Source organism: Pseudomonas sp. Z2-11, from assembly GCF_054161305.1.
Genome location: NZ_CP096395.1, coordinates 5,453,725 through 5,478,206, shown reverse-complemented (window position 1 = coordinate 5,478,206; position 24,482 = coordinate 5,453,725). Strand labels below are relative to the sequence as shown.

Sequence of the window (24,482 nt, the reverse complement as noted above, 5' to 3'; positions counted from 1 at the left end):
CTTGCTCCCGCTGGGCTGCGTAGCGGCCCTTCTTGGGGGTGCTGCGCAGCGGCCCCGTTATGGGCGCTGCGCACCCAAGCGGGAGCAAGCTCCCTCGCCACAGAAGACGTGCAAGTGAACGAGATGATGGATCTGCGGCGCTGTATTCGAGACTAATATCACTGAGGAGCACGTACAGAACGTGCTCCGGCTCTTTAAGAGAACTGACGAATGACCCTGAAGACCATCGAAGGTACCTTCATCGCCCCCAAGGGCCGCTACGCGCTGGTAGTCGGCCGTTTCAACAGCTTTGTGGTTGAGAGCCTGGTGGACGGTGCGGTGGATGCCCTGGTTCGCCATGGCGTGAGCGAAGGCGACATCACCATCATCCGTGCCCCTGGCGCCTTCGAAATTCCGCTGGTTGCGCAGAAAGTCGCTCAAAAGGGCGAATTTGCGGCGATCATCGCCCTCGGCGCGGTCATTCGTGGCGGTACTCCACACTTCGAATACGTGGCCGGCGAATGCACCAAGGGCCTGGCCCAGGTGTCCATGGAATTCGGCGTACCGGTTGCCTTCGGCGTGCTGACCGTTGATTCCATCGAACAAGCCATCGAACGTTCCGGCACCAAGGCCGGTAACAAAGGTGCCGAAGCTGCCCTGTCCGCCCTGGAAATGGTCAGCCTGCTGGCGCAGTTGGAGGCCAAGTGATTAGCGACGAAAGCGATCGTTTCAATCCGCGCGAGCCGAAACCGGCCGACGCCGGCAAGCCTTCGAAGAGCGTCAAGCGCCGCGAAGCCCGTCAGCTCGCGACCCAGGCCCTGTACCAATGGCACATGGCCAAGCAGTCGCTGAACGAGATCGAAGCGCAGTTTCGCGTCGATAACGATTTCAGCGATGTCGATGGCGCGTATTTCCGCGAGATCCTGCATGGCGTCCCGGCCCACAAGACCGAAATCGATACGGCCCTGGCTCCTTGCCTGGACCTGACGATCGATGAACTGGACCCGGTTGAGCTGGCCGTGTTGCGCCTGTCCACCTGGGAACTGATGCAGCGCGTCGACGTACCGTACCGCGTGGTGATCAACGAAGGGATCGAGCTGGCGAAAGTCTTCGGTTCCACCGATGGTCACAAGTTCGTCAACGGCGTACTCGACAAGCTCGCCCCGCGTCTGCGTGAAGCCGAAGTGAAGGCGTTCAAGCGCTGATTGGCGCTTGAAATCCCATGGGTGAGTTCGAGCTGATCCGTAAGTACTTCGCTGCCGCTGCGTGTGCGCAGGGCGGCGAGGGCGTTGCGCTCGGAATCGGCGACGATTGCGCCCTGCTGGCCGTTCCTCCCGGGGAACAGCTGGCGGTATCCACCGACACGCTCGTGGCCGGTGTGCATTTTCCAGACCCTTGCGACCCGTTCCTGCTCGGCCAGCGCTCGCTGGCCGTGGCGGTCAGCGACCTGGCCGCCATGGGCGCCAGTCCTCTCGCCTTTACCCTCGCCCTGACCTTGCCGACGGTGGCCGCCGATTGGCTGCAGGCGTATGCCCGTGGCCTGAACCAGATGGCCCAGGCTTGTGGTGTAGCACTGGTGGGGGGCGATACCACCCGCGGGCCGTTGAGCCTGACCATGACCGTGTTCGGCCGCGTGCCGTGCGGCCAGGCGCTGACCCGCAGCGGCGCGCAACCCGGCGATCTGCTTTGCGTCGGTGGTGACCTGGGCAATGCGGCTGGCGCGTTGCCGCTGGTTCTCGGCGAGCGCAGTGCCGAGCCTGCTATCGCCGAGCCGCTGCTGGCTCACTACTGGTCGCCACAACCGCAGATCGGCCTTGGCCTGGCTCTACGGGGCAAGGCCAGCGCGGCAATGGACATTTCCGATGGGTTGTTGGCGGACTGCGGGCATATCGCGCTGGCATCCGGCGTGGCGTTACGGGTTGAACGGGACCGGTTGCCGTTGTCCAACGCTCTGTTGGCGTTTGGCCTGCCGCAGGCACAACATGCCGCCCTGAGTGGCGGCGACGACTATGTGTTGCTGTTCACCCTGCCGCCGGTCCGATTGTCGGCACTTCTCGCCGAAGGCTGGCCGATTCATGTGGTCGGCAGTGTCACGGCGGGGCAGGGCGTCATGCTGGTCGACAGTCTTGGACAGGACATCACCCCGCCAATCCGGGGCTATCAACATTTTCGGGAGACACCGTGACAGATCATCCCAACCAGGTTCCGGCAGAATTCGTTCCGCCCTCGGTCTGGCGCAATCCCTGGCATTTCATGGCGTTTGGCTTCGGTTCGGGCACGTTGCCCAAAGCGCCAGGCACATGGGGCTCGCTGGTTGCGCTACCCTTCATACCGTTGTGGCAGATGTTGCCGGATTGGGGCTACTGGCTGATGCTCGGCATCACCATGCTGTTCGGCTTCTGGCTGTGCGGCAAAGTGGCGGATGATTTGCGGGTGCACGACCATGAAGGCATCGTCTGGGACGAGATGGTCGGCATGTGGATTACCCTGTGGCTGGTACCGGAAGGCTGGTATTGGTTGTTGACGGGTTTCCTGGTGTTCCGCTTCTTCGATATCCTCAAGCCGTGGCCGATCCGCTGGATCGATCGGCATGTACACGGCGGGGTAGGCATCATGCTCGACGACGTATTGGCCGGCGTGTTCGCCTGGCTGGCAATGCAAGGGCTGGTGTGGTGTTTTACCTGAGGGAACCAGGCATGGGCGTAAGCCGCACACTGTTACTGTTGTTATGTCTCGGGGCGTTGCTCGGTGTTCGTGTGGCCGAGTCGGCGCCGTTGCCCGGCAAGATCCGCGCGGCCAGCGAGGAGTGGGCCGACTACACCCAGGCGGATGGCCAGGGCATGGCCTGGGATATCCTGCGCGAGGTGTTCGAACCCGAAGGCGTCAAGCTGGAAACCCGCAGCGTGCCTTACACCCGTTCGATCGGCCTGGTGCAGCGTGGCGAAGTCGACGTGCAGGTCGGTGCCTATCGCGACGAATCCGAGGGGGTGCTCTACCCCAATTGGCACTACGACGTCGATCACATCTATGCGTTGGGCCTGGCGTCAAAGCCCTCTCCCACGTTGGCCACGGTGGGTAATTACCGGCTGGTGTGGATGCGCGGGTACGAATACAACAATTACCTGCCGAACATCCGGCGCTTCAATGAAATCCACCGCTCCGTGGGGATCCTGCCGATGCTGGTCCACGACCGTGCCGATTTTTATATCGATGCGTTGATGGAAATCCAGGATGTACTCGCCAAGGCCGACGACCCCCAGCAGTTCAAGCTCTCTGCGCTGATCAACCTGCCGCTGTACCTGGGCTTTGCCGACACCGAAAACGGACGTGCCTTGCGTGCACTGTTCGACCGGCGCATGGACGTGCTGGTGAAAAACGGCCAATTGAAGCCGATTTTCGAACGTTGGAAGCAGCCCTATCCCTTCGACGAGAGTGGCAAGCCACCAAAGCCGTGATCAAACTTTTCGATGGTAATGGTTGATAATTCAGCCTAAGCGTCTGTCGGATCGTGCTGTTACAATGCCCGCCTCTGCGAATCTCCAGTACTAGATCAGGAGCACACCGGTGCCTGTCGTTTTTGTTGCCGCTTCCAAGCTGCCAACACCCTTTGCGCAATTCACCATGCATGGTTTTCTCGATGAAGCCACCGGCCGCGAGCACGTCGTGCTCAGCCTGGGTGATTTCGCCGACGGCGCTCCGGTACTCGGTCGCCTGCACTCCGAATGCCTGACGGGCGATGCCTTGTTCAGCCAGCGCTGCGACTGCGGCTCGCAACTCGAAGCGGCCCTGCAGGCCATTGCTCGCGAGGGCCGTGGCGTACTGCTGTACCTGCGCCAGGAAGGCCGCGGCATCGGCCTGTTGAACAAGATCCGTGCCTACGAGCTGCAAGACGGCGGCGCCGATACTGTCGAAGCCAACGAGCGCCTCGGGTTTGCCGCCGACTTGCGTGACTACAGCATTTGCCAACCGATGCTCGAACACCTGGGCATCAAATCCTTGCGACTGATGACCAACAACCCGCGCAAGGTCAAGGCATTGACCGACATGGGCGTAGTGGTGGCGGAGCGCGTGCCGCTGCATACCGGGCACAACCCGCACAACAAGCTTTACCTGGCAACCAAGGCCAGCAAGCTCGACCACATGATGGGCAACGAGCACCAGGGCGAGGTCGACCGGGCGTGACGCGTGGTCAGGTTCGGCGGCGGCTGGCCGTCAGTTGGTGGCAATACCTGGCGCTGGCGTTGCTGCCGCTGTTCGTGATCAACGCGGTGTTCGGCCAGGGCGAAGCGATTCTGCCGGTATTGGCGATGCCGTTGTTTATCGCCGGCGTGGCGTCGATGTTTGTCAGCTTGCGATTTTTCGGCGGTTATAAAAACGCCCTGGTCGCCACGCAGAAATCCCTCGATACACCGGAAGAACCCCAAGCCTGGATCACTCTCGCGGCTCGGCGTCGCGCAGCGTTTCTGGCGGCAGGCCTACCGGCGTGGATTGGCGCGCTGGCGGTGTTTGTCGGGTTGGAAGCGGTACCGCTGATGCTCCTGGCGTTATCCACGGCGGTGCTGTTCTATCTGTATCGCATCCCACGCCAGCTCGGCTGATGCGTCTCTGGCTGGCGGTTCTGTTGCTGGCCGCCAGCGCTTCGACGGCGGCGGCCAATCGTGTCGTCAGCCTGGCGCCGTCGCTCTCCGAAATTGTCATTGAACTAGACTCCGCCGACCTGCTGGTGGGTGTGCTGGACGGTGGCGATCGCCCACCGATCCTGAAGGACCTGCCGTCGGTGGGGCGTTACGGCCAGCTGGACATGGAGCGCTTGCTCAGCCTCAAGCCTGACCTGCTCCTGCTTTGGCCTGGCAGTGTTGGCCCGGCCCAGCGCGAACAGCTCAAGGGCCTGGGCATCCCGATCCATATCGCCGAGCCCCATAGCCTCGACCAGCTCCTGCGCCAGATTGAAGACGTCGCCGCCCAGCTCGGCCGCCCGGAGCGGGGCGTGCAACGAGCGGCGCAATTGCGTGAGCGTCTTGAGGCATTACGCCAGCGCTATCGAAGGGATACGCCGTTGCCGGTGTTCTATCAGGTCTGGGATCGGCCGCTGTACACCGTGGGCGGCCGACAGATCATCAGTGATGCGCTGTCAGTGTGCGGCGCGCGCAACGTCTTTGCAGACCTGGACCTGCCGGCGCCGCAGGTGAGCGTGGAGTCGGTTTTGCAGCGCCAACCGCAGGTGATCCTGGCTACGGAGCAGGCGCAGCTTGACGCCTGGAAAGCCTGGCCGGTGGCGCAGGGGCGGTTGTTGCTGGTCAAGGATAAAGGCCTGGAGCGGGCCAGCGGGCAGATGATCGAGGCGACGGCGCGGTTGTGTGAGTTGATTGCGCCAGACCGTTAGACCGCGGTGCGTCTTTCGCGAGCAGGCTCGCTCCCACAGGGGCGTGGCGTATTCGCCGCAATCCACTGTGGGAGCGAGCCTGCTCGCGAAGAGGCCGATTTAATCCCTAAAGATTCCGGATCAGAGGGAAGGCGTCCAGGTCACCCCAAACAACCACGCCCGCCCTTCCTCCCGATACCCATACTGTCCCCCGTCATGGCTATACAGCGCCCGGCTGTAACTCTGGTCCAGCAGATTATCGACCTTCATCTCAAGCTTCACTTCCCGGCTCAACGCCCAACTGCCGCGCACTCCGAGCAGCGCATAGCCGCCCAGGGCGTTGCGGTTGTTTTCGTCGTCGTAACTGCTGCTCACCGCTTGCCAGCTCGCGCCGAGGCCGAGGCGATCGAATTGCCGGTCCAGGTCCAGGCTCAACGTGCGGCGGGCGCGGCGTGCCAGGGTGTGGCCGCTGTCGCGGTCGCGCGGGTCGATGATCGCCAGGCCGAGGTTGCCCTGCCAGCCGAACAGTTCCTGCCGGTAGGCCATTTCGAAACCGTTGATCCGCGCCGAAGCGACGTTTTGCGGCCGTGAATTGCTGCCGAAGATGATCGCGTCTTCCAGGTTCGTGCGGTACAGGGACGCTTCCAGGCGAGCGCTGTCGCTCAGTTGGCTGCGCCATTGCAATTCGTAGCTTCTGGCCGTCTCGGGTTTCAGGTCCGGGTTGCTGAAGTCCGGGTAGTAAAGATCGTTGAAGGTCGGCGCGCGGAAGCTTTCGCTGTAGGTCAGCAACACGTCGTTGGTCGGGTTGACCGGCAGGGTAAGGGTGCCGCTCCAGCTGTTCTGGCCGCCGAACTGCTGGTTCTGGTCGCGGCGCAAGCCCAGCTCGGTCGAGAACGTTTCGGCCTGGAATCGGTGCTGGATGAATGCCGCACGATTCCAGCGGCTGTCTTCGTCGAACGGCGTGGTGCTGTTGACGCGGTCCTGGTAACAGTCGCCGCCGAGGATCAGGCTGTTGCGTTCGTCCAGGGTCACGTCGTTCTGCCAGGTCAGCGAGTCGCGATAAGTGTTGAACACCTCCCGGACATCGCTGAGCTTGTCGAACGTTTTTTCCCGGTTCTCGCTGTGGCCCAGCTCGAGGCGGGATTTCCACGCGTCGTTGATCCGCCCATCGACATAACCGCTGAAACTGCTGACCGCAAATTCACTGTAGGGCTGCTGGGGCAGCGATTCGAAGGTGTTGGGGTCGAAGCGGCCGAACGGGTTGTCGTATTCGCTTTTGCCACGGTTATCCAGCAGGTTCAGGCCAACTTCCAGGTCGTCGCTGGCTGCATGGCTCAGGCTGAGACTGAAGGACTGGTTGCGGTTGGCATCGGCGTCGCGGTCGCTGGCGTAGGACTCATGGGTCCGATTGCTCCCCTCGCTTTCGTCGAGGCTGGCGCCCAGGTTGAAACGGGTCTGCTCGTCGCCACCGGACAGACCGAGGCTGCGCTCCCAGGTCTGATGATTGCCGACGCCCATATGCAGGCGTGGCTGCAGGCCTTGTTGGGCGCCTCGACGGGTGAAAATCTGAATGACCCCGCCCACCGCATCGGCGCCGTAGATCACCGAGCGCGAACCGCGCAGCACTTCCACCCGTTCGATCTGGTTGATATTCAAGCGTTGCAGATTGCTGTCGCCGGAGGTCGCGTTGCCGATGCGCTGGCCGTCCACCAGCACCAGGCTCTGGGCCGACTTGGTGCCGCGAATGTAGATCCCCGGCAAGCTGCCGCGCCCGCCCAACGGCGCCACCTGTACGCCGGGCACGCGGCTGAGCAGGTCGGTGACACTGGCCGGTTGCAGGCGTTCGATGTCGTCGCGGGTGAAGATTGTGTTGGCGGCGCTGCTGTCATTGCGCGCCTCGACCTGGCGATTGGCGCTGATCAGGATGTCAGGCAGCTTGAGGGCCTGGTCGCGTTCGAAGGTCTCGGCGAGCAGGTTGAAGGTCGGGAGCAGGGCGAGGGCTAGGGTGAGGCGGCGTTTCATTGATGTTCCGTGATTTTTGGGTCCACACAAAAACCAATGTGGGAGCGAGCCTGCTCGCGAAAGCGTCAGGTCAGTCAATACAGCGGTCGACTGATCCAACGCTTTCGCGAGCAGGCTCGCTCCCACAAAGGCTCAATGAAGTCTGGAGAGTTACAGGCCCAGCAACTGCAACCGCAGCCGCACCGCCGCTTCGATCCCCACCTCGTCCAGCCCGCATTCGGCGAGCATCTGCGCCGGCTTGGCGTGCTCGACGTAGATGTCCGGCAACCCCAGGTGCAGCACCGACTTGAGGATGTTTTCCCGGGCCAGGAACTCGCTGACCGCCGCGCCGGCGCCGCCCATGATGGCGTTTTCCTCGATGGTCACCAGCAGTTCGTGGCTGCCGGCCATCTCGCGCACCAGGGCTTCGTCCAGCGGTTTGACGAAACGCATGTCCACCACGGTGGCGTCGAGTTTTTCGGCGACCTTCAAGGCTTCCGCCAGCTGTACACCAAACACCAGCAGGGCGGTTTGCTTGCCGTGGCGGCGGATCACGCCCTTGCCGATCTCGATCGGCTCCAGGTCGCTTTCGATCGTTGCATTCGGGCCGGTGCCACGCGGGTAGCGCACCGCCGCCGGACCGTTGAACAGGTGGCCGGTGGTGAGCATCTTGCGCAATTCGTTCTCGTCGCTCGGCGTCATCACCAGCATGCCGGGGATGCAGCGCAGGTAGGACAGGTCGAAGCTGCCGGCATGGGTCGGACCGTCTTCACCCACCAGGCCCGCCCGGTCAATGGCGAAGAGCACGTCGAGGTTCTGCACGGCGACGTCATGCACCAGTTGGTCATAGCCGCGTTGCAGGAACGTCGAATAGATCGCCACCACCGGTTTGGCGCCTTCGCAGGCCATGCCGGCGGCGAGCGTAACGGCATGCTGTTCGGCAATTGCCACGTCGAAATAACGCTGCGGGTAACGTTCGCTGAACGCCACCAGGTCCGAACCTTCCTTCATCGCCGGGGTAATGCCCACCAGGCGCGGGTCGGCGTCGGCCATGTCGCACAGCCATTGGCCGAACACGCCGGAATACTTCGGTCCGCCGGCCTTTTTCGGCGCGGCGGCGGGGGCATCCAGGGGTTCGAGCTTGGTGATCGCGTGATAGCCGATCGGGTCGACTTCCGCCGGAGCGAAGCCTTTGCCTTTCTTGGTGACCACGTGCAGGAACTGCGGGCCCTTGAGATCGCGCATGTTGCGCAGGGTGGCGATCAGCGTCGGCAGATCGTGGCCGTCGATGGGGCCGATGTAGTTCCAGCCCAGCTCTTCGAACAGCGTGCCGGGGACCAGCATGCCCTTGGCATATTCTTCGGTACGGCGGGCGATTTCCCAGGCGCCGGGCAGGCGCGACAAGACCTTCTTGCTGCCTTCGCGCATGCTCGCATAGGTGCGGCTGGAGAGGATCTTCGCCAGGTAGTTGGACAAGCCGCCGACATTGCGCGAGATCGACATGTCGTTGTCGTTGAGGATCACCAGCATGTTGGCGTCGACTTCAGGGGCGTGGTTCAGCGCCTCGAAGGCCATGCCCGCCGTCAACGCACCATCGCCGATCACGGCGATCGCCTTGCGTTCGCTGTTCTGCAGGCGGGCGGCAATGGCCATGCCAAGGGCAGCGCTGATGGAGGTGCTGGAATGACCGACGCCAAAGGTGTCGTACGCGCTCTCGGAACGGCGCGGAAAAGCCGCGATGCCGTTCTTCTGGCGCAGCGTGCCCATGCGGTCGCGGCGGCCGGTGAGGATTTTATGCGGGTAGGCCTGATGGCCAACGTCCCACACCAGGCGATCGTCCGGAGTGTCGAAGACGTAATGCAAGGCGATGGTCAGCTCGATGACGCCCAGGCCAGCGCCGAAATGCCCACCGGTCTGGCCGACCGTGTAGAGCAATTCCAGGCGCAACTCATCGGCCAGGGTTTCCAGCTCGGCTTCACCCAGCCGACGCAAGCCGTCCGGCGTGTTGGCGCGGTCCAGCAAGGGCGTGGACGGGCGTGTGCGGGGAATCTCTTGGAACGTCGTGGGCATCAGGCGAATCGTTATAGGTATAAAAGAGGCGGCAGTTTACCTTATGCATCGCAAGCTGCCCACGCGTTGGCCGGAACTTGGCCGATACGCACTTGTAATTGGGTTGACCGTGTATCAGCTGCGTCGTTCGACGATATAACGCGCCAGCTCGCGCAACGGTTCGGCGGCCGCGTCAAAGGGTCGCAGCGCGTCCAGGGCCTGGTCGCGCAGCTCGAGCGCGTAGGCCTTGGCGGCCTCGAGTCCGAGCAGGGCCGGGTAGGTCGGCTTGTCACGGGCGATGTCGGCGCCCTGGCGTTTGCCGAGAGTCTGGGTATCGCTTTCGACGTCGAGGATATCGTCCTGCACCTGGAAGGCCAGGCCGATGGCCCGGGCGTAGGTTTGCAGGGCTTGCAGCTGTTCAGGCGTAGCCCGGCCGCTGGCCAGGGCGCCGAGCCGGACGCTGGCTTCGATCAGCGCGCCGGTCTTGTGCCGATGCATGTATTCCAGGGCGTCCTGGTCGAGTTTCAAACCCACCGAACCGAGGTCGATGGCCTGGCCGCCGACCATGCCAGCCGGGCCTGCCGCTTGTGCCAGGGCGCTGATCATGTCCAGGCGAACCTCTGCCGGGCAATTGCTCAGGGCCGGGTCCAGCAGGGCGCTGAAAGCCAGGCTTTGCAAACCGTCGCCTGCGAGGATCGCGCAGGCTTCGTCGAATTTCTTGTGCGTGGTCGGCTGGCCGCGACGCAGGTCGTCATCGTCCATGGCCGGCAAGTCGTCGTGCACCAGCGAATAGGCGTGGATCAGCTCCACCGCGCAGGCCGCGCCGTTGGCCTGCTCGGCAGCGCCGCCAAGGGCTTCGCACGCGGCATAGGCGAGCAACGGACGCACGCGCTTGCCGCCGTTCATCACGCTGTAGCGCATGGCTTCGTACAGTCGCGCCAGTTCAGGGCTCGGGGCGGCGAACAAGCTGTCCAGCGCGGCATTGACCCGGGCCTGACTGCTGGCCTGATACGCGCCGATCATTCAGGCTGTTCCGCGTCGAACGGTTCTTCGGTCAGCTCGCCGTCGCGTTCCAGCAGCAGTTGCACTTTCTGCTCGGCCTGGGCCAGCGCCGCCTGGCAGTCGCGAGTCAAGCCGATACCCTGCTCGAAAGCGGTCAGCGAGTCTTCCAGCGACAGTTCGCCGTTCTCCAGGCGTTCGACCAGCGCTTGCAGGTCGGCCAGAGATTGTTCGAAATCCAGTGCAGCTTTCTTGCGGGCCATGGCGGCTATTCCGGTTGACTGTTAAACCGGCGCGACACTAGCAGACATGGGGGGTTGGGGCAAATCAGGGTGGGGTTTATCGCAGCGCAGCGGGTGAGCTGAGACGGACCGCTTTTGTGGCGAGGGAGCTTGCTCCCGCTGGGCTGCGAAGCAGGCCCAACGCTGCGCAGGCTTACCCAGATTGCGACTGCTGCGCAGTCGAGCGGGAGCAAGCTCCCTCGCCACGGGGTATTCAGTCAGCTGGATAATTGATGCGATAACGGGTGCTGCGTCCCCCGCCGGGCATCCGCTCCAGGCAGCCCTTCTCCAACAGCTCCGTCAGGTGTCGCGTGGCCGTTGCCTTGGAGACCTTGGCCACGGCTTGGTACTGAGCTGCGCTGATGCCCTGCTCGAACCCCTTTTCATCACCGTCGAGCAATCGGTTCAGCAATTTGATCTGTTCCGGTGAGAGCGCCGAGTCGCGATGGACTTGCCAGAAACGCGTCTTGCCCAGAACACTTTCGATATTGGTCATTGCCTTCTGCAGGCTGCGCAAAAGCGTTTGCAGGAACCAGGTCAACCAGTCGGTGATATCCAGCGTGGCCCTCTGGCTGTTTTCCAGAATTCGGTAATAACCGACGCGATCATCCAGAATGCTCACCGACATCGCGTGGAAACGGATCGCCTGGGCCTCGCCCTGGGCCAGTGCAAGATCGGTCAGGGTGCGGGTCAGGCGGCCATTGCCATCGTCGAATGGGTGCAGGGTGACAAACCAGAAATGAGCGATGCCGGCACGTAGCAGCGGATCGATGCTGGACTGATGACGGCTGGCTTCGAACCAGTCGATGAACTGTTGCAATTGTTGCTCAAGTCCTTTTCGAGGCGGCGCTTCGAAATGCACGGTAGGCCGCTCCAGCCTTCCCGAAAGCACTTGCATCGGTTCGTCACCGCGCAGTGCACCTACGCGGATCCGTCGATGGGCAAGGTCGCTGGTTTGATCAGGAAATAACCACTCATGCCATTCCAGCAAGCGTTCGACAGTCAAGGGCTGGTTGAAATGCCGAGTCGCATCCAACAGCAGCTTCGCCAAGCCTTCGCTGCGCTGAGTGACCGAAGTGTCATCGGCGTGTTCCAGGCCCAGGCGGCGGGCCAGGGACGAGCGCACCGAGCCGACATTCAACTGTTCTCCTTCGATAGCTGAAGAGGACACGATGTTTTGCAACAAGGCATCAAGTTCGTTCTGCACGCTGATTGACGCCGTGACCGCGCCCGTCATGCCCAGCAACCGACCTTGCGCCTGTACGCATTCCCTTAGCGCCGGCGCCAATGCTTCAGCTTGCCAGTGAAAGTCGGGCCATTCGGCCTGCTGCCAGATCCAATGAGCTGCCATGAGTCTGTCCGAAAGTGAGTGAGCCGAATAATAGCGCTATTCGGCTCATTTGGTGAGCCGAATAAAGTCCCTATTCGGCTCACGCTATTCTCAGTCCGTGATTTCGCACACAGAATCGCGCGTTCCCCGATTGTGAAAAATCCGTCAAATGGCTACTCTTCGCGCCATCTACGGCCCCTTGTAACGGGGCCTTCAGACGTAATCCGAATAATGACAAACAGCGCCCGGGGAAGGGCGCCGGGTTGCGTTGTGCATGGCAGGAGGCATTCGTGCGTTTTCTTTTTTTATCGATCGTGCTGCTCGGTGCGCCTTTGGCGTGGGCCGGGCCTTCGGCCGAGTTGTCGGAGCCGGTCGGTGGCTGGCGTTATAGCGGCTTGCTCGATCGCACGGAAAACCCTCAGGTCGCCTATCCGACACCGCCCATTGACCGAGGCATCCAGCGCAATCGCACGATGATCGAAGGTCGGATCAAGGACATGGGCGCGGCGCGCCAGCCCCACAGCCTGGCAGTCAACGGCAACCCGTTGAATCTCTATACCGACGACGAGGGGCGTTTTGTCCGGCCGTATGCCTTTGGCGCCGGCTCCAACAGCGTCGAGGTGCGCAGCTCCGAAGGCCAGTCCCTCAAGCGCGTGCAATTTTATGAAGCCAACAACCTGCGCACCCCGGCGCAAATTCGCGTGGTGCTGGGCTGGGACGACCCCAAGGCCGAACTCGACCTGCATATCGTCACACCCGATGGCCAGCATGCATTCTTCGGCCAGCCGGCGTTGAGCAATGGCGGCGGCCTTGACCCGGACGGCGTCGATGGCCCCGGCCCCGAGATGTTCACCATGACCGCGCCGATGCACGGTACCTACCTGGTCTACGTGAACTATTGGGGCAACTACGGCAGCGGCGGCTACAACTTCGATGAAACGAGCAACCAGAACGAGGTGATCACCTCGCAGATCAACCTGGTGCTCAACGAAAACACCGTCGATGAAAAACGCGAGACCTTTGTCGTGCCCCTGCGCGCCATTGGCGATCTGTTGCTGGTCAAGACTTTCAACTACTAAGTATCCGCTCCACGGATGAACAGGCCCTTGTGAATATGAGCGACAACACTGCTTCCCCGACCACGCCGACCCCTGTCGCCAAACCAGTGCGCCGCTGGCCGGCGATACTGATCGGGCTATGCCTGGTGACCGGCGTGGCCGCCGGGTTGGGCTGGTTCATGACCAAGCCCAAGGCGCCGCCCACGGAGCTGGCGTTGGAAAAGCTCGGCGTGAGCCGTCCCGACGGTCTGCTCGAGGCGCACTCCTTGAGCCAATTGCCCAAGGACCTGCTGGCCGTGCCGTTCCTCAAGGCCACGCTCACCGAGGATTTCGTCTTCTATTACGAAGCTCACGCCGACCGCCTCGGCCTGATTGGCAGCCTGCGCCGGATCATTTACGAGCATGATCTCAAGCTTCAGGACAGCCTGATCGAGCAGCTTTTCGACCAGCCAGCCGACGTCGCGCTGTGGCGCGGTGCGGACGGCCGACTCAAGGATTTCCTGCTGGTGATGGACCGTGGCGGATTGGCGAAGGTGCTGGAGCCGTTGGCGAAAGTCGCCCTGGACGACACCCAGTTGAGCAAGCTCGGCGACCTGAAGGTGGGCAGCGATGAAGTCGCGCTCTATCAACTGAGTTATAACGCCAGCAAATCCCTGGTTTTCGCGTCCCATGGCGACAAGCTGGTGGTGCTGTCCAACCCGACCAAGCTCTACGACCAGGGCAGTGGCCCTACCGACGAACCGGGCATGATCTCGACCCAGGCCCTCGAAGCGTTGCTGGCCGGTGAGAAACTCTTCCCGGAAGCCTTCGGCCTGCCGCCCAAGGCGCCGCAGATCAAGCAGCGCATCTCGGTCAACGCCAGCGTGCTCGCCATGGGTTACCAGCGTTTCATTCCGAACTTCGCCGGCTTGCGTTTCGACATGGACGACAAGGGCTGGCACAGCTTCCTGGCCATGGACGAATTGGAGAACCAGCCGGACTTCGATTTCAAGCCCATCTGGCAAGCCATGCCGATGGGCGCCAGCGCCTGCGTAGCCTTGCCCCTGGCCGCCGAGCAGCAGAAGCCCCTGCTGGTGAAACTCGGCGCCGACGAAAAAGCCGCCCAGGCCATGGTTGATCACGTGGCTGGTGCGGCGGGCCTGTGCTGGTACGCCGAGTCGCGCCTGTACACCCCGCTGCTGGTGGCAAGCCTGAACGAAGACGACGGCAAGCTCGACGCCGGCCTGGGCAAGCTGTTCGGTTCGATGGTGGGCGCCTATGAAAACAATGTCGCCGAACATGCGTTCCCGGTTGTAGAGAAGCAGCAAGGCGCGATGCACCAATGGCAACGCCAGGTCAGCTCCAACTTCGGCCCCTACCTGGCCAAGGACGCTGAGCAGCCCGAATCGATCACCGGCAAGGCGTTCATGCGTATCAGCCTGGCACGCCACGGTTCGACCCTGCTGTTCTCCCTTGACGACAAACTGGTGGACAAGGCCCTCGGCACCCTCGACAAACGCTTCCCGCCCATGGCCGATGTAGTGCCCAAGGACCAGTTGATGCCGGTCTACTTTGGCCCCGACTCCATGGCGCAACTGATGCAGCGCGAAACCCTCGACAGCCTGCCCCAGGACATGGAACCGGTGTTCTATAACGCCGCGCAAACCTACCTGATTCCGAAACTGCGCACCCTCGGCGGCTACGGCAAATACGCGCTGACCTTGCCTGCAGGCAGCGAGCCGGACGGCCATTGGCAATGGTTGCCGCTGGAATGGAAAGCGCTGTGACAGGACTGATCCGCAATCCCGGATTGGCGCTGCTGCTGGTATTGCTGCTCGGCGCGCGGGCGTTCGCCGACGAGGCGCCGCCGCTGGATGCGCAACAATCCCAGGTCTTTCGGGCCTGGTTCGTGCGCATCGCCCAGGAGCAACTGAGCAAAGGCCCGAGCCCGCGTTGGTACCAGCAGGATTGTGCCGGGCTGGTGCGCTTCGCTGCCAACGAAGCGCTGAAAGTCCATGACCAGAAATGGTTGCGCAGCAATGGCCTGTCCAACCGCTACCTGCCGCCGGAGCTGCCGCTGAGCGATGCGCAACGGCGCCTGGCCCAGCAGTGGCAACAGGGCGGCGGCAAGGTCGGGCCCTATGTCAACGCGATCAAGCTGATCCAGTTCAACAGCCGTCTGGTGGGCCGCGATGTCACCCAGGCCCGGCCCGGCGACCTGATGTTTTTCGACCAGGGCGACGACCAGCACCTGATGATCTGGATGGGCCGCTACATCGCCTATCACACCGGCACTACCACCCCTACTGACAACGGCATGCGTTCCGCAAGCCTGCAACAACTCATGAACTGGAAGGACACCCGATGGATACCCGACGCAGCCAACCCCAACTTCATCGGCGTCTATCGACTCAACTTTCTCACCCAATGACCGGTGCCCGCATGCTGCGCTTGTGTTCGAAACTGCCCCTGCTGTTTGCCCTGTTGCTGGCACCTCTCGTGAATGCCGAAGACACCGTGGAGCCCAGCGGCTACACGCCGGTGTCCGGTGAAAGCTTCTTCCTGCTGGCCGACAGCAGTTTCGCCAGCGACGAGCAGGCGATGGTCCGTCTCGAAGCGCCGGGTCGCGACTACCGCCGGTTCCGCATGGAGCCCTACGGCGGCGCCGATATCCGCGTCTATCGCATCGAAAAGCCACTGGAGTTCCTCAAGCGCCAGAAGAACCTGCATCGCGTGGTCAGCGACGGCCAGTTCAAGGGCGAAGGCTTGTCCAATACCCTCGCGTACCTGTGGGACAACTGGTATCGCAAGTCCCGCCGGGTGATGCAGCGGGCGTTCTCCTACGAGTCCCGCCAGCAAGTCACTGAAGAAGTGCCGGAGCTGAAGGTCGGCAATGCCCTGATCGCGCCGACCCCGTACGACGCTCCAGCGCAATTCGCCTTGATCCCCGGCTTGCCGGTGGTCAGCCAGTTCCGCTATCCGCTGTGGCAGGCCAAACCGATCCAGCCACCGGCCGGCGTCGACCTGGCCGGTTCGTCCAGCGACTTTGTCAGCGTCGCGCCGGGCAATGTCTACGTCCCGCTGGGCCAGTTGAAGCCGGGCCTGTACCTGGTGGAAGCGCTGATCGGCAAGTACCGGGCGACGACGATGGTCTTTGTCTCCAACACCGTGGCCGTGAGCAAGATTGCCGGCGACGAATTGCTGGTCTGGGCCGCGCGCAAGCATGAGGGCCGTTCGGTGCCCAAGGTCAACGTGCTGTGGACCGACGGCCTGGGCGTGATGAGCAGCGGTGCCACCGATGAGGACGGCCTGCTGCGCCTCAAGCACGTCAGCCCGGAGCGTTCGTTCGTCATTGGCGAGGACGAAGAGGGCGGGGTGTTTGTCTCGGAAAACTTCTACTACGACAGCGAAATCTACGACACCAAGCTTTACGCGTTCACTGACCGGCCGCTGTACCGGCCGGGGGATTGGGTGTCACTGAAGATCGTTGGCCGGGAGTTCAAGAACGCCCGCGACTCGGTGCAACCGACCGCCGCCGACGTCAACGTCACGGTGCTGGACGCGACCGGCACCGCGCTGCAAACCCTGGCCCTGAAGCTCGACTCCAAGGCCGGCACCCAGGGCCGTTTCCAATTGCCGGAAAATGCCGTGGCCGGTGGTTATGAGTTGCGCTTCAGCTACAAGGATCAGCTCTACAGCAGCGCCTTTCGCGTGGCTGAATACGTCAAGCCGCATTTCGAAATCGCCCTGAACCTCGCCAAGCAGGATTACCGCACCGGCGAGCCGGTCAAGGGCAATCTGGTGTTGCTGTACCCGGACGGCAAGCCCGTGGCGGACGCCAAGGTCAGCCTGAGCCTGCGCGCCCAGCAACTGTCGATGGTGGATAACGAGCTGCAATACCTGGGGCAATTCCCGGTGGAGCTGACCAGCAGCGAAGTGACCACCGACGCCAAGGGCAACGCCGCCCTCGACCTGCCGGCCGCCGACAAGCCAAGCCGCTACACACTTACCGTATTCGCCAGCGATGGCGCGGCCTATCGGGTCAAGACCAGCAAGGAAATCCTCATCGATCGTGGCGCGGCGAATTTCCGCCTGAGCGCTCCCCAGCGGTTCAGCGCCGTCGGCCAGAAAGTGTCGTTCAGCTACGCCAACGAAGGCGGCAACGAGCAGGCCAAGGCCGTGACACCGGGCAGCTACGCCTGGGTACGCCTGGAAGACCAGAGCACCGGCGAAGGCAAGCTGGCGGCCAAGGACAAGGGTTTCAGCCTGTCCTTCGAGCGTCCTGGCACCTACAACCTGACGCTCAAGGACGACCACGGCCGGGTCATTGGCGCCGTCGCGCATGCGGTAACCGGTGAAGGTATCAAGGCCGTGCCGGGCACGGTCGAGATCGTCTTCGACAAGCCTGAATACAAGACCGGTGACGAAGCCCTGGCCTTGATCACTTTCCCGGAACCGGTCAGCGACGCGCTGCTGTCCCTGGAGCGGGACAAGGTCGAGGCTACCGCGCTGCTGACCAAGGGCGCCGACTGGCTGAAGATGGAAAAGCTCAGCGACACCCAATACCGCGCGCGCATTGCCGTGAAAGACAACTTTGCGCCGAACCTGACCTTCTCGGTGCTGTACACCAAGGGCGGCCAGTACAGCTTCCAGAACGCCGGCATCAAGGTGGTTGCGCCGCAGATCGACGTGGCCATCACCACCGATAAAGCCACGTATCGCCCGGGCGACACCGTAACCGTGGACTTGGGCACCCAGTTCGCCGGCAAGGCGATCCCGGCGCACCTGACCGTCAGCGTCGTCGATGAAATGGTCTATGCCCTGCAACCGGAAGTGGCGCCCACCATCGACCAGTTCTTCTATCACCCACGCCGCAACAACGTGCGCACCAGCGCCAGCCTGTCGTTCATCAGCTACGACGTGGCGCTGCCGGGCAGCCCTGGCGCGCCGGGCAAGGCCAACCGCAGCGAGCGTGGCGTCAAGGTGCTGGAACGGCCGCGTCGCGAAGATGTCGACACCGCCGCATGGCAACCGGAGCTGGTCACCGACGCCAACGGCAAGGCCCGCTTTACCTTCAAGATGCCGGACTCCCTGACCCGCTGGCGCATCACCGCCAAGGCAATCGCTGACGACGGCCAGGTGGGGCAGAAAAAGCAGTTCATCGCCTCGGAAAAACCGCTGTACCTGAAGTGGAGCGGCCCGACCCGCTTCCGCGTGGGCGACAAGCCGCAACTGGGCCTGTTCGTCTTCAGCCAGTCGGAAAAACCGCTCAAGGCCGAACTGTTGATCCGCTACGCCGGCGCCGAACAGCGTGTGGTCGCGGACCTGAAAAATGGCATCAACTACGTCGCGCTGCCGACCATGGAGCTGAGCAACGGCGACTTGACCGTGCAGTTGCAACTCAATGGCGAAACCCAGGACGCCCTGGCCATGCACCTCAATGCCAGCGGCAACGGTTGGCAAGTCACCCAGAGCCAGCGCCTCGACGTCATGAGTGACGCCACGCCACTGAACCTGCCGGCCGACGCCAGCGATATTCGCCTGCGCCTGGATGACAGCCCGCAAGCGCTGTTCCGTTCGGCCCTGGACGACCTGTTGAGCTACCCGTACGGCGGCGTCGAACAGACCGCCAGCCGCTTGTTGCCGTTGAGTATTGCCTACCCGTCCCTGGCGTCGAACCCGCAGATCCGTGACCGCTTGCGCTTGATCATGCAGAACAGTCGCTTGCGCCTGGTGCAGATGGCCGGCCCGTCGGCGAGCTTCACCTGGTGGGGCCAGGACGGCGAGCCGGATGCATTCCTCACCGCCTACGCCTATTACGCCGACTGGCACGCCAGCAAGGCGCTGGACCTGAACCTGCCGCCGGAACACTGGCAGCGAGTGCTGGAGGTCTATGCCAAGCAGGCCGGTGATACGCCATTGCTGCAACGTGCCCTGATCCTGTCGTTCGCCAAACAGATGCAGCTGCCGGTGAACACCTTGGTCAGCGGTCTGATGGACGACCTGGCGAAGGCCAGCGAAGACAGCACCGAGAGCGTGCTGGACAGTGGCGAGGACAGCCTCGTCATGTACGCGCCGGATTCAGCCCTCGGCCTGGCCAGCGCCCGCGTCCTGACGGCATCGCTGGCCAAGCAGGTAAAAGTGCCAATGCCGGCGGCCTTCAGTCGCCAGGCAGACGCCGCGCAACAGCAGTTGGAACTCAGCTCCCAGCCGTTCGTCGAGGCCCTGCTGTTGTCGTTGCAGAGCTTCGATCAGGCGCGCGCCGCCGCGTTGCTGCAGCGCGTGTTGCCACAGCAATCCACGCTGGAACGTGCCCTGGCCCTGACCTGGTTGCAGCGCAGTATCGAACAGGCACCGGCGGCCACAACCCTGGAACCGGCCGAAGGCTGGGCAGCCAAGCAGGGCGCGACCGGTGAAACCTACTGGCAGTGGCAGGGCGCGCAGCTACCAACGATGCTGACCCTGACCAGTGCCCAGGCGCGTCCGGTGCAGGCGTCATTGAGTTTCCAGAGCCAGCAAGCGCCAATTGCGCCGATGGCCGTGTCCATCACCCGCCGCCTGTCGCGCCTCGTGCCGGGCGACGAAGCGTTCACTTTCAAGCTCGAAGCTGTCGGCAACAAGCCGTTGTCCAGCGACAGCCTCTATCTGGATGAAGTGATCATCAACAGCAAGGCCTCAACGCCGCTGCGCTACGGCATGCTCGAAGTGCCGCTGCCGCCGGGCGCTGATGTGGAGCGCACCACGTGGGGCATCCAGTTGCTGGGCAAGGCCGACAGCGAACCGACGTCCCTGGAAAAGGCCCGTTTCGAACCGGGCCAGATGGCTTACGCGGTCCCGGTGGATGCCCTTAGTGGCGAACTGCGCCTGCGGCACCTGGTGCGTTTCTCCCAGAAGGGCCAGTTCACCCTGCCGCCGGTGCGTTTCACCCAGGTGTATGCGCCGCAAAACCAGGCTCGCGAACAGAAACCGGCGCTCGGTCAGGTGACGGTCAACTGACATGCGCAAGCCTTGGGGCTGGTGGCTGTTGTGCTTGATTCCTGCGCTGGCGACAGCGCAGGAGGAGCCCTTGCGCCTGGCTTTCGACGGTCAGCTGTTGCGAGTGAGCCAGACCCAGGTGCTGGACCGCCAGCCGTTGCCGGACGCGTTGACGGCACCGTTGGGCAGCCTGTGGAAGCTCTTCGTCTACGCCTGGCTGGTGGACACCGATGCTCGCGAGCCGGTCTACGAGTGTCGCGGCGAATCGAAAGAAGAAGTCTATTGCTGCAATGCCAGGCAGAGCATCGGCCGTGATCAGGCGCTGGTGAAGTCCTGCGGCTTGTACTTCGAACCGCAACGGCTCGGGCTTTCGGCGCCGGACTGGCGAGATTACTGGCAAGCGCGCCGGGCGCCGAACTGGTTGCTGGACTTGCCGACCTTGCAGCCGCAAACCCAGGTACCCGTTGCAGAACTGCTCAAGGCGCTGGCCACGTTGCCGGCCCAGGATCAGGCCCGGCGGGTATTACTCGACGTGGTGCTCGGCGCTGCGGATGGGCGATTGGTCGGTCAATTGGGCGGTCGCCTGCGGGTCAAGACCTGGAGCTGGCTGGGTGACCGGGGCCCAGCGTCGCGCCAGGGCGGTTTCGCCGGTTGGCTGGCCGATGGCACGCCCGTCTGGGCCGGTGGGCGCGGTACCAGCCAGCAGGTGCTGAAGAAGTATGGCGATGGCTTGGCCACGGCACTGCCGTCGCGCTGGCCGGCGGAAACCGGGCGTTGCGTGGAAGTAGGCCTGTTTGCCCGTTATCCGTTGCAGCGGGTCATGGCTGGCGACCGTCCTGCCATGCCGGGTCAGCTGCGCGGCGATTACCGTGTCGAGTTCACCAATGGCAACCAATTGGATATCCACAGCGACGGCGAGCTGTTCCTGCTGCCTGGCAAGCTGGTCGCGCGACTGGATCGGGAAGAATACGTCGCCCGGGTCCTGCAACGCGAAGCCAAGGCCGAACCGGTCGAAGCAGCCAAGGCATTGGCCGTGGCGATTCGCACCTACCTGCTGCAAAACGCCGGGCGCAATGGTGATTGCCTGAGCATCGATGACAGCAGTCACCGCCAGCGCGTCGCCCCGCGTCCGGCGGCGCCTGAAACCCGCGCGATCGCCGCGTGGACCACTGATCTGGTCCTGGCCGGCACTGACGTCACTTACCACTCCGATCAACCGGGCCCGGACAAATTGTCCTGGGCCCAAGCCGTTGAACAAGCCAACGGCGGCCAACGCTACGACGCCATCCTGCTGCATGCGTATCCGCGTGCCAGCCTCAGCCGCTGGGACAACCCGGTAGCGTCCTGCGAAGCGTTGCCCGCGGCCCAGGACTGGTTGCTGAAGCAGCGCCGTGGCTGGCGTCAGCGCCTGGAAAGCGAAGTGGGCTACAACGAAATCAGCGCTTTCGCGGTCTGCCGCGTCGCCTTCGGCCGGCCGTATGTCGACCGCGAGCGCCAGCGCATCTACGTACGTGGCGTGCTGTCGCTGCAAGACCGCCTCGACCTCACACACGAATACCTGCACCTGGCCTTTGAGGCTCACCCCAACGGCCAGGACGAAACCTATATCGAAGGGCTCGCCCGTCACCTCTTGCTGGAATAGACCATGACACTCCGTTATCCACAGGTCTTGTTGTTGCTCTGTGCCTTGACCGCGTTGCCACCGGCCATGGCTGCCGACCCCATCAAGCTCGACACACCCGTCGGCGGCTGGCGCAGCGGTGCGCCGGGGGGCGAGGGCGAAAGCTTCAGCCAGACCGTCAACTACCCGGCCTCGTCGGTCAATACGCCCCCGGGCCAGGCCGACACCGCACGCATCAGCGGCCAGATCAAAGGCGCGCCCAAGGACAGCAACGCACCAGGACAATTGATCGTCAACGGCGTAAGCCTGCCGCTGAAAACAGATGAAGAAGGCCGTTTCGACCGACCATTCTCATTCCCCAATGGCAGCAACAGCGTTGAAGTGCGTAGCGCCGATGGCCAGCAGCGCCACCGCACGCAGTTCCTCAACACCACCGGCGGCGCCACCCCGGCCAAGCTGCGGGTCCTGCTGACTTGGGATAGCGACGGCACCGACCTCGACCTGCACCTGGTGACGCCCGATGGCGCCCACATCTGGTACGGCGACCGCGCCGTCGCCAACGGCGCCGCGCTCGACGTCGACGTCACCACCGGCTACGGCCCGGAAATCTTCGCCATGCCCGCGCCGATCAAAGGCCAGTACCTGGTGTACGTGAATTATTACGGCGGCGGCTACCGCAGTGACGAGTATGAGGAGGGCGACGGCGAGCAGGTGGAGCAGGCGCAACAGGCCCTGACCACGGCGCAGGTGACGGTGATTACTGAAGAGGGCACTCCGAGCGAGAAGATGGAAACGTTCGTGGTGCCGATGCGGGCGGTCGGGGAGCTGACATTGATCAAGAGCTTCAGCTATCCGTGAGGAGACAAAGAGGGGGGCTGCTGCGCAGCCCAGCGGGAGCAAGCTCCCTCGCCACAAGGGATCCTGGGGTTGACGCCTGATTTGTGGACGCTCGGAAATCCTGTGGGAGCGAGCCTGCTCGCGAAGACGGCGGCACATTCAACATCAATGCAAGCTGACCCACCGATTCGCGGGCAGGCTCGCTCCCACAGGTGGCATCAGGTATTTGTGACAAATAAAAATCTCACGCGTGAGCTATTGTGGGGTTTGCAAAGTACCTGTAGTGTTTCTCACGCGTGAGTTTTTCACAGTGGGGTCAATGCCATGCCAACCAGCTCTCCAGCAGATCCACCTGACGGCTCTGTGACCGAGTCAGTGAGCCGCACGGAAGATCGCGCCAAGCCCTCGGCGAAAAAACCGTCGAGCTTCTACATGAAGCAGATGCGCGCGGGCCTGAGTGCCGCAGGCTATGTAAAACACGAGACTTGGGTGCTTCCCGAAAATCGAGGCCTGCTCAAGCAAATGGAGAAACAGCTACGCCAACCGATTCTGGCTGGCTCATTCATGTCGGAGAATTACATGAGCGCAGGTAATAACTGGAACATCGACCGTCTCTACAGCGCCCTTCAGGCCCTGGACGAAGTGGTCGCGAACGACATCACCCTGAGCCTCGTCCAAGGCTCCGAATCCAGCATCAAGCTGGAAATGAATGACTTCGGCGGCTTGCCTATCTACATCGCCGTGGTCGGCGACCAGATCATCGTCGACACCGTCCTGGTGGATGTCGAGTCGATCAACGACGTAGCGGCCTTCAACGACGCCGTGTTGCGCAGCCGGGAAATGTTTCCGCTGTCGTCCATCGGCATCGAGACCATGCCCAACGGCCAGGTCGTCTACAACATGTTCGGTGCGCTGAGTTCCGACTCCAGCCTGACCAACATCGTCACCGAGGTCAAAACCCTCGTTGACAATGTGCAGCGCGCCAGCGAAGCCTTCGACCGCTTCTTCAATTAATTCGCCAACAGGAACTATCCAATGACTCAGTCCATCTGGAGCAAGTTGTTCACCGCGCTGCGTGGCGGTGCCAATGAAGTCGGCGAATCGATCGTCGATCAACAGGCCCTGCGCATCCTCGACCAGGAAATTCGCGACGCCGACACCGCGCTGGCCAACGCCAAGCGCGAGCTGGTCACGATCATGGCCAAGCACAAGCTGGCGACCGATCGCGTCGGCGAATACAACGCCAAGATCAAGGACCTGGAAGCCAAGGCCCTGGCCGCGATCCAGGCCAACCGCGAGGATCTGGCATTGGAGGTGGCCGAAGCCATTTCGACCCTGACCAACGAACTGGACGCCGAGCAAAAGCACGCAACCGAATTCGGCGGTTACGCGGAAAACATGCGCAAGGACATCACCAAGGCCGAAAGCCGCATCAAGAGCCTGCGTCAGCAAGTGGACATGGCCAAGGCCCGGGAAAGCGTGCAGAAGGCCCAGGTCAGTGCTTCGATTGCCAGCGGCGGCGCCAATGGCAAGCTGGAAACAGCGGTCGGTACACTCAATCGCCTGCAAGCCAAGCAACAGCAGCGGGCCGCTGAACTGCAAGCCCAGGACGAATTGACCGAGGCTTCGACCGGCTCCGACCTGGAGCGCAAGCTACGTGACGCCGGCATCACGCCGAACGAAGGCAGCGCCAACGCGATCCTGGAACGCCTGAAGAAAAAATCGGCTGAGTGATCGGTACACGTTGTCCTGAGTGAACCCGTGGCGAGGGAGCTTGCTCCCGCTGGACTGCGCAGCAGTCCCATTCTTTGGGGGCCGCTTCGCGCCCCAGCGGGAGCAAGCTCCCTCGCCACAAGGACTGTGCTCGGCCTGCCTGCTCATCGGATTTATTGTCGCCAAGGTACTTCTATCCAGGCCGCACAACAGGTTTAATGCTGTCCGGCCACTACGCTCGAGCACCCAACTGCCCGAGCGATTATCCCGCCAGGAACGAAGCCCCACGGAGTCAGGG

Annotated in this window: 21 protein-coding genes; 16 read left to right on the top strand and 5 right to left on the bottom strand. The window is 62.9% G+C overall.

Features of this window, described 5'->3' with window-relative positions; all coding sequences use genetic code 11:
* Nucleotides 1–210: 210 nt before the first annotated feature.
* From ribH to M1E16_RS24320, 8 genes are all read left to right on the top strand, one after another.
* On the top strand, nt 211–687 hold the full coding sequence (ribH, locus tag M1E16_RS24355) for a 6,7-dimethyl-8-ribityllumazine synthase (protein ID WP_039594266.1): 477 nt from the start codon (nt 211–213) through the stop codon (nt 685–687).
* Nucleotides 684–1,184, top strand: a complete 501-nt coding sequence (nusB, locus tag M1E16_RS24350) for a transcription antitermination factor NusB (RefSeq protein ID WP_305498485.1) — start codon at nt 684–686, stop codon at nt 1,182–1,184. The genes ribH and nusB overlap by 4 nt, the downstream gene beginning before the upstream one ends.
* A 17-nt stretch (nt 1,185–1,201) precedes the next feature.
* Nucleotides 1,202–2,164 (top strand): thiamine-phosphate kinase, encoded by a 963-nt coding sequence (gene thiL / locus M1E16_RS24345; RefSeq protein WP_458128589.1) that lies wholly within the window; start codon nt 1,202–1,204, stop codon nt 2,162–2,164.
* Nucleotides 2,161–2,664 carry a phosphatidylglycerophosphatase A family protein gene (locus M1E16_RS24340; protein ID WP_030140455.1) on the top strand — a complete coding sequence of 168 codons (504 nt, stop codon included), beginning with the start codon at nt 2,161–2,163 and terminating at the stop codon, nt 2,662–2,664. Before thiL ends, M1E16_RS24340 begins: the two co-directional genes overlap by 4 nt.
* 11 nt (nt 2,665–2,675) lie before the next feature.
* A complete protein-coding gene (locus tag M1E16_RS24335; RefSeq protein WP_434696676.1) occupies nt 2,676–3,434 on the top strand; it encodes a substrate-binding periplasmic protein in 759 nt (252 codons plus the stop codon).
* 109 nt (nt 3,435–3,543) lie between these two features.
* Nucleotides 3,544–4,161, top strand: coding sequence for a GTP cyclohydrolase II (ribA, locus tag M1E16_RS24330; RefSeq protein ID WP_305498489.1), 618 nt, complete (start codon nt 3,544–3,546; stop codon nt 4,159–4,161).
* Nucleotides 4,158–4,577, top strand: a complete 420-nt coding sequence (locus tag M1E16_RS24325) for an MFS transporter (protein ID WP_434627853.1) — start codon at nt 4,158–4,160, stop codon at nt 4,575–4,577. Before ribA ends, M1E16_RS24325 begins: the two co-directional genes overlap by 4 nt.
* Nucleotides 4,577–5,362 (top strand): cobalamin-binding protein, encoded by a 786-nt coding sequence (locus M1E16_RS24320; protein WP_458128588.1) that lies wholly within the window; start codon nt 4,577–4,579, stop codon nt 5,360–5,362. The genes M1E16_RS24325 and M1E16_RS24320 overlap by 1 nt, the downstream gene beginning before the upstream one ends.
* Nucleotides 5,363–5,482: 120 nt before the next feature.
* Here the strand turns inward: M1E16_RS24320 and M1E16_RS24315 are convergent, their stop codons facing one another.
* From M1E16_RS24315 to M1E16_RS24295, 5 genes are all read right to left on the bottom strand, one after another.
* The gene (locus tag M1E16_RS24315) at nt 5,483–7,363 is read right to left on the bottom strand and encodes a TonB-dependent receptor domain-containing protein (protein WP_458128587.1); all 1,881 of its coding nucleotides are present in this window, start codon (nt 7,361–7,363) and stop codon (nt 5,483–5,485) included.
* A gap of 150 nt (nt 7,364–7,513) precedes the next feature.
* A complete protein-coding gene (gene dxs / locus M1E16_RS24310; RefSeq protein ID WP_458128586.1) occupies nt 7,514–9,412 on the bottom strand; it encodes a 1-deoxy-D-xylulose-5-phosphate synthase in 1,899 nt (632 codons plus the stop codon).
* A gap of 114 nt (nt 9,413–9,526) precedes the next feature.
* Nucleotides 9,527–10,414 (bottom strand): (2E,6E)-farnesyl diphosphate synthase, encoded by an 888-nt coding sequence (gene ispA, locus M1E16_RS24305; protein ID WP_458128585.1) that lies wholly within the window; start codon nt 10,412–10,414, stop codon nt 9,527–9,529.
* The gene (locus tag M1E16_RS24300) at nt 10,411–10,653 is read right to left on the bottom strand and encodes an exodeoxyribonuclease VII small subunit (protein ID WP_305498501.1); all 243 of its coding nucleotides are present in this window, start codon (nt 10,651–10,653) and stop codon (nt 10,411–10,413) included. The genes ispA and M1E16_RS24300 overlap by 4 nt, the downstream gene beginning before the upstream one ends.
* A gap of 232 nt (nt 10,654–10,885) precedes the next feature.
* On the bottom strand, nt 10,886–12,022 hold the full coding sequence (locus tag M1E16_RS24295; protein ID WP_458128584.1) for a Fic family protein: 1,137 nt from the start codon (nt 12,020–12,022) through the stop codon (nt 10,886–10,888).
* 269 nt (nt 12,023–12,291) lie between these two features.
* Here M1E16_RS24295 and M1E16_RS24290 point away from each other — a divergent pair, with 269 nt between their 5' ends.
* From M1E16_RS24290 to M1E16_RS24255, 8 genes are all read left to right on the top strand, one after another.
* Nucleotides 12,292–13,080, top strand: coding sequence for a YfaP family protein (locus tag M1E16_RS24290; protein WP_458128583.1), 789 nt, complete (start codon nt 12,292–12,294; stop codon nt 13,078–13,080).
* 35 nt (nt 13,081–13,115) lie between these two features.
* Nucleotides 13,116–14,825 carry a DUF2138 domain-containing protein gene (locus M1E16_RS24285; protein WP_458128582.1) on the top strand — a complete coding sequence of 570 codons (1,710 nt, stop codon included), beginning with the start codon at nt 13,116–13,118 and terminating at the stop codon, nt 14,823–14,825.
* Nucleotides 14,810–15,469, top strand: a complete 660-nt coding sequence (locus M1E16_RS24280) for a DUF1175 domain-containing protein (protein WP_458128581.1) — start codon at nt 14,810–14,812, stop codon at nt 15,467–15,469. The genes M1E16_RS24285 and M1E16_RS24280 overlap by 16 nt, the downstream gene beginning before the upstream one ends.
* Nucleotides 15,466–20,034: an alpha-2-macroglobulin family protein gene (locus tag M1E16_RS24275; RefSeq protein WP_458130364.1), complete on the top strand. Its 4,569-nt coding sequence runs from the start codon at nt 15,466–15,468 to the stop codon at nt 20,032–20,034. The genes M1E16_RS24280 and M1E16_RS24275 overlap by 4 nt, the downstream gene beginning before the upstream one ends.
* A 1-nt stretch (nt 20,035) precedes the next feature.
* Complete coding sequence (locus M1E16_RS24270) at nt 20,036–21,655, top strand: DUF2300 domain-containing protein (RefSeq protein WP_458128580.1); 1,620 nt, start codon at nt 20,036–20,038, stop codon at nt 21,653–21,655.
* 3 nt (nt 21,656–21,658) lie between these two features.
* The gene (locus M1E16_RS24265) at nt 21,659–22,492 is read left to right on the top strand and encodes a YfaP family protein (protein WP_458128579.1); all 834 of its coding nucleotides are present in this window, start codon (nt 21,659–21,661) and stop codon (nt 22,490–22,492) included.
* A gap of 411 nt (nt 22,493–22,903) precedes the next feature.
* Nucleotides 22,904–23,485, top strand: a complete 582-nt coding sequence (locus M1E16_RS24260; RefSeq protein ID WP_458128578.1) for a YjfI family protein — start codon at nt 22,904–22,906, stop codon at nt 23,483–23,485.
* A 21-nt stretch (nt 23,486–23,506) separates the two neighbouring features.
* A complete protein-coding gene (locus tag M1E16_RS24255; protein ID WP_458128577.1) occupies nt 23,507–24,205 on the top strand; it encodes a PspA/IM30 family protein in 699 nt (232 codons plus the stop codon).
* Nucleotides 24,206–24,482: the final 277 nt, after the last annotated feature.

Coding starts and splice junctions, on each gene's coding strand:
- M1E16_RS24295 (WP_458128584.1), bottom strand. CDS start 12,022: ATGGCAGCTCATTGGATCTGGCAGCAGGCCGAATGGCCCGACTTTCAC.
- M1E16_RS24275 (WP_458130364.1), top strand. CDS start 15,466: ATGACCGGTGCCCGCATGCTGCGCTTGTGTTCGAAACTGCCCCTGCTG.
- M1E16_RS24300 (WP_305498501.1), bottom strand. CDS start 10,653: ATGGCCCGCAAGAAAGCTGCACTGGATTTCGAACAATCTCTGGCCGAC.
- M1E16_RS24260 (WP_458128578.1), top strand. CDS start 22,904: ATGAAGCAGATGCGCGCGGGCCTGAGTGCCGCAGGCTATGTAAAACAC.
- thiL (WP_458128589.1), top strand. CDS start 1,202: ATGGGTGAGTTCGAGCTGATCCGTAAGTACTTCGCTGCCGCTGCGTGT.
- dxs (WP_458128586.1), bottom strand. CDS start 9,412: ATGCCCACGACGTTCCAAGAGATTCCCCGCACACGCCCGTCCACGCCC.
- ispA (WP_458128585.1), bottom strand. CDS start 10,414: ATGATCGGCGCGTATCAGGCCAGCAGTCAGGCCCGGGTCAATGCCGCG.
- M1E16_RS24255 (WP_458128577.1), top strand. CDS start 23,507: ATGACTCAGTCCATCTGGAGCAAGTTGTTCACCGCGCTGCGTGGCGGT.
- ribH (WP_039594266.1), top strand. CDS start 211: ATGACCCTGAAGACCATCGAAGGTACCTTCATCGCCCCCAAGGGCCGC.
- M1E16_RS24315 (WP_458128587.1), bottom strand. CDS start 7,363: ATGAAACGCCGCCTCACCCTAGCCCTCGCCCTGCTCCCGACCTTCAAC.
- M1E16_RS24320 (WP_458128588.1), top strand. CDS start 4,577: ATGCGTCTCTGGCTGGCGGTTCTGTTGCTGGCCGCCAGCGCTTCGACG.
- M1E16_RS24335 (WP_434696676.1), top strand. CDS start 2,676: ATGGGCGTAAGCCGCACACTGTTACTGTTGTTATGTCTCGGGGCGTTG.
- M1E16_RS24265 (WP_458128579.1), top strand. CDS start 21,659: ATGACACTCCGTTATCCACAGGTCTTGTTGTTGCTCTGTGCCTTGACC.
- M1E16_RS24280 (WP_458128581.1), top strand. CDS start 14,810: ATGGAAAGCGCTGTGACAGGACTGATCCGCAATCCCGGATTGGCGCTG.
- M1E16_RS24285 (WP_458128582.1), top strand. CDS start 13,116: ATGAGCGACAACACTGCTTCCCCGACCACGCCGACCCCTGTCGCCAAA.
- M1E16_RS24270 (WP_458128580.1), top strand. CDS start 20,036: ATGCGCAAGCCTTGGGGCTGGTGGCTGTTGTGCTTGATTCCTGCGCTG.